The following is an 11,619-nucleotide window of genomic DNA, read 5'->3' as shown; positions in this document are numbered from 1 at the left end:
TGGCCCCGGCCCCGGCCCCCGCGAGGAGCCGCCGCAGCCGCGCACCCGCCGCCGGCGCCGGCGGCTGCGGTAGTCCGGCTACGCGGTGCCAGTCGGCTACGCGGTGCCAGGGAGCGGCGGCAGCTTGCCGGTCTTCTCGTAGTCCGCGATCATCGTCAGCCGCCTGATGTGCCGCGGCTCCTGGCTGAACGGGGTCTCGACGAAGATCTTGGCCCAGCCGACCGCGTCGGCGGTGCTGTACATCCGCGCGCCGAGGCTGAGCACGTTGGCGTCGTTGTGCAGCCTGGCCAGCTGGGCGGTCTCGTCGCTCCAGGCCACCGCCGCCCGGATCCCGGGGATCTTGTTCGACGCGATCTGCTCGCCGTTGCCGGAGCCGCCGACCACGATGCCCAGGCTGCCCGGGTCGTCGATGACGCTTCGCGCCGCGCGCATCACGTACACGGGATAGTCGTCGTCCGGCACGTAGGAGGCCGGACCGCAGTCCACGGGCTCGTGCCCGGCTTCGTTCAGCCAGGCGACCAGGGCCGCCTTGAGCTCGAAGCCCGCGTGGTCAGATCCGAGATATACGCGCACGCGTGTCATCGTATCGGGGGCACAGGAGGTATGGGTGGGGCGGGTAGCGGCGACCCGGCGGCTGGCCGCCGGCCGGCTCTCCGATGGGGTGATGGGGGTGCCGACGGAGCCCGGTAATAACAGAAGATGACGGAACGGGCACTCGGTGTAATATGTTGTGAAACTCGCTAGGCGGACGAGGCGCAGATCATGCCGTCAGTCGAAGATCGGGTCGCGGGTTCTGGACCGCTTCAACTCGAAGAAGCCGTCCGTGCCCGCGAGCAGCAGTACGCCGTCCCACAGCCGGGCCGCCGCCTCGCCGCGCGGGATCGGCGACACCACGGGACCGAAGACCGACAGCCCGTTCACCGAGATGACCGGCGTGCCCACGTCGTAGCCGACCCGCTCGATTCCCTCCTTGTGCGACGCGCGCACGGCCTCGTCGTATTCGGCCGAGTCAGCCGCGTCGGCCAGGTCCGCGGGCAGTCCGGCCTCGGCGAGGGCCGCCTCGTAGGTCGCGCGCTCCCGCGGCGCCTTCTCGAGGTGGAACTTGGTGCCCAGGGCGGTGTAGAGCCGGTCGAGCACCTGCGGCCCGTACTCCTGCTCGGCCGCGATGCAGATCCGCACGGGACCCCAGCCGGTCCGGATGAACTCCCGGTAGCGCTCGGAAACGTCGTCCCGGCCCTCGTTCAGCACGGACAGGCTCATCACGTGCCAGTTCGTCGTGACCGGACGCACCTTTTCCACTTCGTGCATCCAGCGGGACGCGATCCACGCCCACGGACAGACCGGGTCGAACCAGAAGTCGACCACGGTAGGCTCCTGCTCGGTCATGCGCTCTCCTGTTACTCGGCGTCAACGGTGTTCCAACGACCGACAACTCGGCGCGGCACGGCGGCATTCCGGTCCCCCTCCCCCGGGTCAACGGAGCACGTGCAAAGATCACAAGAACATGACGCACACGAAGGGATCGCGTGGTGGCAGACAACCTCACTCGTGACGAAGCACGGCTGCGCGCAGAGCTCATCACTGTCGGCTCCTACCGGGTTGAGCTGGACTTGACCGGGGGAGATGCCACGTTCCGTTCGGTGTCGAGAATTGATTTTGACTGCGCGCGGCCGGGAGCGGGCACCTTCCTCGACCTCGCGGCGCCCCGGGTTCGCCAGATCACGCTCAACGGCGCCCCGGTCGGCCCTGACGCGTTCGACGGCGAGCGGATCACGCTCGACGGGCTGGCCGCGCGGAACGAACTGGTCGTCGAGGCCGAGTGCGCCTATTCGCGCAGCGGCGAGGGGCTGCACCGCTTCACCGATCCGGCCGACGGCAACGTCTACCTGTACTCCGACCTGGAGACGTTCGACGCGCACCGCATCTACGCCTGCTTCGACCAGCCCGACCTCAAGGCGCACTACGAGCTCACCGTGCTCGCCCCGGAAGGCTGGCTGGTCGTGTCCAACATGGCGGCGGACATCGCGGGCGGCGTCCCGGCACCCGGCGGCGCGCGGCGGTGGCATTTCCCGCCCACGCCGGTGCTGGCGACGTACATCACCCACGTGTCAGCCGGCCCCTACCACGTGGTCCGCGACGAGCACGACGGAATCCCGCTCGGCATTTTCTGCCGCCAGTCACTGGCGCGCTACCTCGATGCTGACGAACTGTTCGAGGTCACCAGGCAGGGCTTCGACTTTTACCACGCGGCGTTCGGCATCAAGTACCCGTTCGGCAAGTACGACCAGCTGTTCGTGCCCGAATTCAAGGAAGGCGCGATGGAGAACGCCGGCGCGGTCACGTTCCTCGAGGACTACATATTCCGGTCGCGGGTCACCGATTTCTCCCGTGAGGCGCGCGGGGAGACGATCCTGCACGAGATGGCGCACATGTGGTTCGGCGACCTGGTGACCATGCGGTGGTGGGACGACCTGTGGCTGAACGAGTCGTTCGCCACCTGGGCGGGGACGCTCGCGCAGGCCGAGGCAACCCGGTGGCGGCATTCGTGGACCACGTTCGCCCAGGCCTACAAGGCGTGGGCGTACCGGCAGGACCAGCTGCCCTCCAGCCACCCGATCGCCGCCGACATCCCGGACATCCACGCGGTCGAGGTGAACTTCGACGGCATCACCTACGCCAAGGGCGCCTCGGTCCTGAAGCAGCTCGTCGCGTATGTCGGGCGCGAGGGTTTCCTGGCGGGCGTGCGGGAGTATTTCGCGGAGCACTCGTGGGGAAACGCGGCTTTGGGCGACCTGCTGTCGGCGCTTCAGGAGGTTTCCGGGCGGGACCTGGCGGCCTGGTCGCGGGAATGGCTCGAGACGGCCGGAGTGAACACCCTGCGCCCGTCGTTCGCCGTCGATTCCGAAGGCCGGTTCACCTCGTTCTCGGTCCTGCAGGAGGCGCCGGACTCGCACCCGGTGCTGCGCTCGCACCGCATCGGGATCGGGCTGTACGACCTGTCCGCGAATGGCCTGACCCGCCGGTCCAGCGTCGAGACCGACGTGCGGGGCGCCAGTACGCCCGTGCCCGCCCTGGTGGGGCGGGCGCAGCCCGACCTGGTGCTGATCAACGACGACGACCTGACCTACGCCAAGATCCGGCTCGACGACCACTCGCTGCGGACGCTGATCGCCTCGATCGGGTCATTCACCGACTCGCTGCCCGCCGCGCTGTGCTGGGCGGCCGCGTGGGACATGTGCCGGGACGGAGAGATGGCGGCGCGGGACTACCTCCGGCTCGTCCTCGGCGGCGTGTCGTCGGTCCGGGACATCAGCGTCGTGCAGACGCTGCTGCGCCAGGCCGCGCAGGCGGCGCGGCGGTTCACCGACCCGGCCTGGCGGGACGCCGGGCTTGAGCTGATGGCTTCGGCCCTGCGGTCGCTGCTGCTCGCGGCTCCGGCGGGGTCCGATCACCAGCTCGCGTACGCGCGCGCGTTCGCGGGGGTGGCCACGTCCGCCACTGACCTGGAGCTGCTGTCGGGGCTGCTGTCCGGCTCGACGGAGGTTGCGGGCCTCGCCGTGGACACCGAACTGCGGTGGGCCCTGCTGCGCCGGCTCGTCAGCCGCGGCGCCGCCGACGAGGCCGAAATCGACGCGGAGCTTTCGTCGGACGCCACCGACGCCGGCGAGCGGCACGCCGCCACCTGCCGGGCCGCTATCCCGTCCGTCGAGGTCAAGCAGGAGACGTGGGAGACACTCGTTGGCGGCAAGCTGACGATCGCGATGTTCCGCGCCACGCTGGGCGGCTTCATCGACCCGGACCAGCCGGAGCTCGTCGAGCCGTACCGGCCGTCGTACTTCGCGGCCATCGGGGACGTGTGGCGGGAGTGGAGCTCGGCGCTGGCGATGGACTTCGTGGCGGGCGGCTACCAGCTGTGTGCCGTGGACGCCTCGACGGTGGCGGCGACCGACGAGTACCTGGCGGCGCTCGAGCCGCCGGCCGCGCTGCGCCGGCTGCTCATCGAGGGCCGGGACGAGGTCATACGGTCGCTGCGCTGCCAGGAGCGCGACCGGGCGGCCGGGTAGGTTTCCCGCACCCGGCGCAGGCCGGGTATGCCAGGATGGACCGCGTGCCTCCCGTCCCGCAAGACCGGCCAGGCGTGGCGACCCGCCTGGCCGCCGAAGGCGCGCTGCCCGCGGATTCGCCCAGCGTCAACGACTATGACAGCTTCGCCGGGGCGTACACGGCCGGAAGCGACGCAGGCATCCAGAACGCCTACTACGAGCGGCCCGCGATCCTGGCCCTCGCCGGGGACGTGACCGGCCGGCGGATCCTCGACGCTGGCTGCGGTTCCGGCCCGCTGTTCGCGGCGCTGCGCGACCGGGGCGCGATCGTGACCGGCTTCGACACCAGCACAGGGATGCTCGAGCTGGCCAGGCAGCGGCTCGGTGACGGCGCCGACCTGCGGGTGGCCGACCTGGGCAGCCCGCTGCCGTTCCCCGACGGTGCGTTCGACGACGTCATCGCGTCCCTGGTGCTGCACTACCTGGAAGACTGGGGGCCGGCGCTAGCCGAGCTGCGGCGCGTGCTGACGCCCGGCGGCCGGCTCATCGTGGCCGTCGACCATCCCTTTGCCATCCAGGCCATCCACGTCCTGGCCGGGCGCAGGACCAGCTATTTCGCGACCTACAGCTGGACCGAGGAGTGGACGATGGGCGGGCAGACCGCCCTGATGAGCTTCTGGCACCGGCCGCTGCACGCGATGACCGACGCCTTCACCGCGGCCGGCTTCCTGATCTCCGTGATCAGCGAACCGCAGCCCGTGCCGGACGCGCGCGAGCGGGACCCCGATGGCTTCCGCATGCTCTCGACCAACCCGAGCTTCCTGTTCTTCGTCCTGCACGCCGGCTAACTGCCGCGGCGACTTGGGCAGCGCCTGACCCGCCGGGCGGTCTCAGGTAGCGTCTGAGGTAGTGGGACGGTATCGGGCACTCAGCATACGGACCGCACGGGTTCCTGCCCGTTTTGCCGCGGTTATGGAGGCAAAATGTATCCGGTCGCGCTCGCGCCTGCCTGGCGCTGCGCGGTCACCTCGGCCACGGTGCGGATGACCGCGAAACGTCCCGCGAGCGCGTACTCGGTCCGCTCGATGACCGCGCTGGCGGGCAGCGTCCGGGGATCGGCCAGCAGCTCGTCGACCGTCTGATCGGCGGGGGCGTCCCGGTGCGCGATCGGATTCGTCGCGGTCGCGTCGGTGACGAACGTGACCTCATAGCCGAGGTCGGCAGCGAGCCGCGCGGTGGTCTCGCAGCACTGCTCGGTCCGGATCCCGGCGATCAGCAGCTCCCCGATGCCGCGGGTGGTCAGGATCTGCTGCAGGCTCGTCGTGGTGAAGGCGTTGTGCGAGGTCTTGGTCAGCACCGGCTCGCCCGCGGCCGGCGCCAGCGGCTCGATGAACCGCACGAAACCGCGCGCCGGGTCGAACTCCGATCCTGTCTCCGGCTCGGCGTGCAAGACCCACACGACAAGGTCGCCGACGGACCGCGCGTAGTCGACAAGCGAGCCGACCGCGCCGGCGATTGCCGGGTTGGAGATGGTCCGCCAGCTACTGCGCTGGCGGAAGGATTCCTGGACGTCGATAACAACAAGCGCTCGTGCCATGACCCGATCATGCACCATTCGCCCGGTAACGGGCATGCTGGGATGGCAGGCGATCGCGGGTCAGGGTCAGGGAGCATGAAGATGGCGTCAGCGGCGGCTTACGACGAGATCGCGGACTGGTACGAGCAGGAATTCCTGGCCAGGGACACGGCGGGCGCTGACCCGCTCGGCATCGATGCCGCGCTCGACGGCCTGCTTGGCCGCGGCAGCGGCGCCTGCCTGGAGATCGGGTGCGGCACCGGCGTGCGGGCTGCCCGGGTCCGCGAGCTTGGCTGGCTGCCCTGGGGCGTCGACATCTCCGCCGCGATGCTGCGATACGCCCGCGGCCGCCTGCCCGCCGTACAGGCCGAGGCCGCGCGGCTGCCCGTCCGTGACGGCAGCCTGCCCGCGGTCATCACGGTGCTGGCGCACACCGACATGCCCGGCTACCCGGCGGTGGTCGCCGAGGCCGCCAGGGTCCTGCGGCCAGGCGGGATATTCGTGCACATCGGCGTCCACCCGTGCTTTTGCGGGGGGTTCGCCGACCGCGCCGACCCCGCCGCCGTGGTGATCCGCCCCGGCTACCTCGACAGTCACTGGACCAAGGAGTCGTGGACCAGCCAGGGCGTCCGTGACAAGGTAGGCGCCACGCACCTGCCGCTGCCCGCCCTGATGCACGCGTTCCTTGACGCCGGCCTGGCCCCCGAGCGGCTCGCCGAAGGTGGCCAGCCCACGCCGGCCATGCTCGCCGTCAGGGCGCGCAAGCACGGGGTAAGTCAGCACGGGTAAGCAAGCACGGGTAAGCGACGGGTAAGCAGGCACCTGCCGTACCCGAGCCCCCGGCTCAGGGGATAGTCACCCCGCCGAGCTTGAGCGGCACCTCCGCGTACGGGTCGAGCGCGTAGGCCAGGGAGAGCCGGTGGTAGCCGTCCGCGATGTCCGCCTCCGCGACCAGAATCGGGGACAGCTTCGCCCCGCCCAGCACCTTCTGCAGGTCTTTCAGCACACCCGGGTCGGACAGCGGCAGCGGCATGCGCCCGGTGGCGCGCATGATGTCGTTAGCGCGGCGCGTGATCACCGGCAGCTTGACCAGTTCCTTGACCACCTCCTGCGCCCGGCGCTCCCCGAAGCGGATGCTCAGATAGAGCGAGGCGGCGGCATAGTCGTGCTGGTCCACGTCCTTCTTCCACCGCAGGTACGTGGCGGGTTCGGCGGTGCTCATGTGTTCTTGCCCTCCTTCTGGCCGCGTGCCCCCGTCAGGACTGGCCCGAGATGGCGTGCGCGACCGTCTTGCGGACCCGCTCGGGGACGTCGTCCAGCGGGACGGCGACCGTCTCGCCGGTGGCGCGGTCGGTGAGTTCGGCGGTGCCGGCCGCGAGGCCGCGCTTGCCGATCGTGACACGGAACGGGATGCCGACGAGTTCGGCGTCGCTGAACTTGACGCCCGCCCTGACCGGGCGGTCGTCGATGATCGTGTCCACGCCCGCGTCGAGCAGCCGGCGGTACACCTGCTCGCCCGCCTCGGCGACGCCCGCGTCGTCCTGCTGGGCGACCACCACGACCGCCTCGAACGGCGCGACCGCGGCGGGCCAGACGATGCCGCGGTCGTCGTGGTGCACCTCGATGATCGCGGCCATCGCGCGTTCCACGCCGATGCCGTAGGAGCCCATGATCGGCTTGACCGGCTTGCCGTCAGGTCCGGACACCGACAGGTCCATCGCGTCGGCGAATTTGTAGCCGAGCTTGAAGATGTGCCCGACCTCGATGCCCTTGACGACCTCGAGCGGCTGGCCGCACCGGATGCACGGCTCCCCGGCTTCCGCGGTGCGCAGGTCCGCCCACTGCCCGACGGTGATGTCCCGCGCCACGTCGACTCCGCGCACGTGGACGTCGTCGGTGTTGGCGCCGGTCACCATCCCTGACCTGCCGCGCACGGCCGGGTCGGCGATCACGGGCAGGGCCGTCACGCCGACCGCGCCGAGCGATCCGGGCGCGGCGCCGAGCGCCGCGACGATCTCATCGGCGGCGGCGGGGCGCACCGTGGCCGCGCCGGTCGCGTCGATGAGCTTCTGCTCTTGCAGGGCATGGTCGCCGCGCACGAGCACCAGCGTGAGCTGGCCGTCAAGCACGTAGACAAGCGTCTTGAGCTGGCGGTCCGCGGGCGCGTCGTGACCGGACGCGAGGTCGTCGATCGTCCGCACGCCTGGCGTGTCGAACCGCTGCGGCGCCGGCCGGGCAGCGGCCGCGTCGAGGGCGGGGTCCACCGGCGTGAGCGCGGACGTCGCCTTCTCCCTGTTGGCGGCGTACCCGCAGTCCGGGCAGCGGATGATGTCGTCCTCGCCGGTCTCCGACGGGCAGACGAACTCGGTGGAGTCCGACCCGCCCATCGTGCCGTTGGACGCCTCCACCGGGATCGCGGGGATGCCGAGCCGCTCGAACGAGCGCGTGTAGGCCTTGTGGTGCAGGTCGAACGACGTGTCGAGCCCGGCCGCGTCCAGGTCGAAGCTGTAGGAGTCCTTCATGGTGAACTCGCGGGTGCGCATCAGGCCGGCCTTCGGCCGCGCCTCGTCGCGCAGCTTGGTCTGGAACTGGTACCACATCTGCGGCAGCTCGCGGTAGGAGGTGAGCTCGGTGGCCAGCGTCGCGACGATCTCCTCGTGGGTCATGCCCAGCGCCAGGTCGGCCCCCTTGCGGTCGCGGAGCCGGAACATCGCCTCGCCCATCAGCTCCCAGCGCCCGCTGCGCAGCCACGGGTCGGCGGGGTGCATGACCGGCATCAGGATCTCCTGGGCGCCGATCGCGTTCATCTCCTCGCGGATGATGCCGATCACCTTCAGCCGCACCCGGACCGCGAGCGGCAGCAGGGAGTAGTGGCCCGCCATCAGCTGGCGGATGTACCCGGCGCGCAGCAGCAGCCGGTGGCTGGGCGCGCCCGCCTCCGCGGGGTCCTCGCGCAGCGTCGGGATGTGCATGGTTGACCAGCGCACGCTTCCCCTCCAGTTCTTGTCCTGCGCGCAGTGTAGTGGTGAGGCCCGCCGGCTGCTTACTCGCTGGCGCGCCGGCGCGGCAGCAGCGCCCGGGCCAGCCACGCCCCGGCGAGCACCTGCAGCGCGGCGAGCAGCAGCGTCACCGCGACGGTGACCGCCGCGTGCGGCGGCAGGCCCGCCAGGCCCGCGATGACTCGCGCGGTCGCGCCCGCGGGCAGCCCGCGCAGCGCCAGCACCCACAGCGGCACCGCCCAGCCGACGACGCAGGCAAGGACCGCGAACGGCACCGACGGGAACCCCAGCCGCGAGGCGGCGGCGCCGACGGCCAGCCCGGCGAGGAACGGCACGAACCACGCTCCCGCGTACGCGCCCGCCGCGACGACCGCCGCGACCGCGATCAGCCACGCCAGCCGCCTAGCCATCGAGCCGCCATCCGACCGGGCCGGCCACCGCGCCCGGGACGGGGACCGGCAGGTACTGGCCGTCCCACCACAGCGGCACGAGGTTGTCGTACCACGGCGACGCCGGGTTCTCCGACTGCCCGCCCGGGTACACGCCCTCGGCGGACACCGCGCCGGACGTGAGCGACACGACCATCCGCCAGCTCGGGCCGGTCGAGGCGTCCAGGCCGCCGTCGGCGGCGTCCTCGGTGAACGGGTCGCCGCCCGCCGGGCGCGGCCCGTAGCCGAGCCCGGCGGCCCCGGTGACCGAGGGGAACGACCGTGAGTGCAGCCGGCCCCACGTCCACGACGAGGGCGCTCCGCCGAGCTGCGCGGACAGGTGCGAGACCGCGCGGGAGAACGCCGCCACCATCGCCGCGGGGGCGGTCGCCGGGCCGTGCCCGGACGGCCCGGCGAACGCGGCGTTGCCCGGGTCGCCGAGCGTCCACGCCTCCAGGTCCTCATCGAGCGAGGCGAGCCCGGGGCCCACCGCGAGGTCCGGCGGGTCCTTCCCCACCGGCACCCTGGCCGCCTTCCACCACGGCTCGAACACGCCGGACAGGTAGTCGCCCCAGAACGTCCACCACAGGCTCGCCGCGGCCGAGTTCGCGTCCATCACGTCATTCCACGACCCGAGCAGGGCCGCCGCGGACCGCTGCGTGGCGGTCAGCGAGGCGGACCGCAGGGCGGCCAGCACGGACGGCAGCACGCGCTCGGCCAGGCTGTCGGTCAGGTCGTTCTGCAGCGCCGCGATCGACGCCGTCGACAGGGGCTCGCCCGCCCGCAGCTCGCCGTAGGCGTGCGCGGCGCGGTAGCCGGGGTCGTAGAAGTCGGCGGTCGTGCCGATGTAATAGGGATAGGCGGCGGTGACCGGCCGCTGGTTGGCGGTCACGATCAGGTGCGAGGGCGGGTCGTAGACCTGTGGCACCGCGTCGAATGCGATCACGCCGGTGATGTCGCAGGCGCCGGTGCCCGGCATCGGCAGCCAGGGCTGGCAGCCGGGCGCCACCTGCGGGTAGTACCCGGCCGATATCGCGCCGATGTTCCCCGCGGCGTCGGCGTAGACGAAGTTCTGCGTGGGCGCGCGCCATCCCGCCAGCGCCGCCCGGAACTGCGCGAACGACGACGCCTTGTTGATGGCCAGCAGCGCCGCCAGATCGCCGGACGGCACGTTGCCCATCCAGTCCACGGCCATCGTCTGCCCGACCTGGGTCATGATCGGGCCGTGCACGGTGATGTCCACCGTCAGGTGCACGGTCGCGGCGCCGCGGACCGGGATCGTGTAGCGCACCACGGTCATCGGGCGCCACGCGCCGCGCCAGTAGTAAAAGTCGCCGCGGACGCGTTCGGCGTAGTAGAAGGTCGCCGAGTTCTGCGTGTCGGTCAGCGACCAGGCGATGTGCGCGTTGTGCCCGAGCAGCACCCCGGGCAGGCCGGGCACGCTCACCCCGGCGACCTCGTACCCGGGAGCCGACAGCGCCACCTCGTACCAGACCGATGGCAGCGTCTGCGGCAGGTGCGGGTCCCCGCCGAGCAGCGCTCCCCCGCCGGCGACGGCCGGCCCGTTCGCGGCCCACGCGTTGCTGTCGGGGTAGCTGTGGAGCTGGCCGGCGGGGAGCTGGCTGAGCTGGGCGAGCAGGTTCGCCGCGGCAGCCGCCACCGACGCCGATTCGCCCGAACGAGCCGGGGCGACTCCCGGCGTCCCCTGCTTGGCGGTGAGCACGGCCGACCCCGCGGGCGCGCTGCTCGCCGCGTCCGGCGCTATCGGGGTCAGGGGCGCCTTGACATAGGGGCCGGTGTCGTAGGGGGTCTGCGCGTTCTTCGCCAGGATCGGGAACCAGTCCATCGTGCGCGCCGCGCCCAGCGTCCGCTCGAGTACGGCGTAGTCGAGCGCGCCGGTCGTGTAGTCCAGCTCCTGGGTGAGCACGCCCTGGATGACCAGGCTGTCCACCGGCGTCCACGGTGCGGGGTACGCCCCGGTGAGGGTGAACACGGCCGGCCAGTCGCCGTCCGCGCGGACCTGGGCGATGTCGTCGTTCACCCCCTGGGCGTAGGCGAGGAGCGCCATGCGGGCCAGGCCGCTGGTCTGCGCCCACTCGGCCTGCGCGGTGCGCAGCAGGCCGAGGCGCAGCTCGAGCTCATCGCTGGCCAGGTCGCCCGGCCCGCCGAGCTGCGCCAGGCGGCCCTCGCCGAGGCGGCGCTCCAGGTCCATCTCGGACAGCCGGAACTTCGCCTCCACGTACCCGAGCGCGAGGAACAGGTCGTGGTCGCCGCGCGCGCTGATCGAGGCGAGGCCCTGCTTGGTGAACGACACCGTGACGGGCGCGGCGAGCCCTGGCACGCGCAGCTCCCGCGAGCTGACCGGCTCCCCGCCCGACGCCGACGTCCACGCGCCCCGCGCAGGGTCGAGCGCCGGCCCGAGCGCCGGGATCGTCCCGAAGCCGAAGCCGAGCACGCCGAGCAGCGCGGCCGAGAAGACGACCGCGGCGACGGCGTTGACCACACGGCGCACCCGCCGGGTTCTCGTCACTGGCCTCTCACGCGTCGACATTATGTCCGTTTTATCACGCCTG

Annotated in this window: 10 protein-coding genes; 3 read left to right on the top strand and 7 right to left on the bottom strand. The window is 71.7% G+C overall.

The genetic code is table 11. From position 1 onward, the window contains the following. Window positions 1-96 precede the first annotated feature (96 nt). Complete coding sequence (locus Q1N79_RS23125; protein WP_300612346.1) at window positions 97-573, bottom strand: ribose-5-phosphate isomerase; 477 nt, start codon at window positions 571-573, stop codon at window positions 97-99. Window positions 574-768: 195 nt separating this feature from the next. Then, entirely contained in the window at window positions 769-1,386 is a 618-nt protein-coding gene (locus Q1N79_RS23120) for a DsbA family protein (protein WP_300612344.1), read from the bottom strand. Between the two features lie 143 nt (window positions 1,387-1,529). On the opposite strand from Q1N79_RS23120, the gene pepN reads away from it, so the two are divergent. Further along, entirely contained in the window at window positions 1,530-4,064 is a 2,535-nt protein-coding gene (pepN, locus tag Q1N79_RS23115) for an aminopeptidase N (protein WP_300612342.1), read from the top strand. Between the two features lie 74 nt (window positions 4,065-4,138). Further along, complete coding sequence (locus Q1N79_RS23110) at window positions 4,139-4,891, top strand: class I SAM-dependent methyltransferase (RefSeq protein ID WP_300612348.1); 753 nt, start codon at window positions 4,139-4,141, stop codon at window positions 4,889-4,891. Window positions 4,892-5,013: 122 nt separating this feature from the next. Here the strand turns inward: Q1N79_RS23110 and Q1N79_RS23105 are convergent, their stop codons facing one another. Next, entirely contained in the window at window positions 5,014-5,640 is a 627-nt protein-coding gene (locus Q1N79_RS23105; protein WP_300612340.1) for an isochorismatase family protein, read from the bottom strand. Between the two features lie 81 nt (window positions 5,641-5,721). Between Q1N79_RS23105 and Q1N79_RS23100 the strand changes: the two genes are divergently transcribed. Continuing rightward, the gene (locus Q1N79_RS23100) at window positions 5,722-6,408 is read left to right on the top strand and encodes a class I SAM-dependent methyltransferase (protein ID WP_300612338.1); all 687 of its coding nucleotides are present in this window, start codon (window positions 5,722-5,724) and stop codon (window positions 6,406-6,408) included. Between the two features lie 55 nt (window positions 6,409-6,463). Here the strand turns inward: Q1N79_RS23100 and Q1N79_RS23095 are convergent, their stop codons facing one another. The 4 genes from Q1N79_RS23095 to Q1N79_RS23080 are packed head-to-tail and all read right to left on the bottom strand — an operon-like array spanning window position 6,464 to window position 11,597. Next, a complete protein-coding gene (locus Q1N79_RS23095; RefSeq protein ID WP_300612336.1) occupies window positions 6,464-6,841 on the bottom strand; it encodes a hypothetical protein in 378 nt (125 codons plus the stop codon). Window positions 6,842-6,875: 34 nt separating this feature from the next. Next, on the bottom strand, window positions 6,876-8,606 hold the full coding sequence (locus Q1N79_RS23090; RefSeq protein WP_300612334.1) for a proline--tRNA ligase: 1,731 nt from the start codon (window positions 8,604-8,606) through the stop codon (window positions 6,876-6,878). A gap of 56 nt (window positions 8,607-8,662) precedes the next feature. Then, window positions 8,663-9,028, bottom strand: coding sequence for a hypothetical protein (locus tag Q1N79_RS23085; protein ID WP_300612332.1), 366 nt, complete (start codon window positions 9,026-9,028; stop codon window positions 8,663-8,665). After that, complete coding sequence (locus Q1N79_RS23080) at window positions 9,021-11,597, bottom strand: penicillin acylase family protein (protein WP_300612330.1); 2,577 nt, start codon at window positions 11,595-11,597, stop codon at window positions 9,021-9,023. Before Q1N79_RS23080 ends, Q1N79_RS23085 begins: the two co-directional genes overlap by 8 nt. Window positions 11,598-11,619: the final 22 nt, after the last annotated feature.

The organism is Trebonia sp. (assembly GCF_030042015.1).
In the GTDB taxonomy this organism is placed as follows: domain Bacteria; phylum Actinomycetota; class Actinomycetes; order Streptosporangiales; family Streptosporangiaceae; genus Trebonia.
This window is presented reverse-complemented; position numbering and strand designations above follow the sequence as displayed.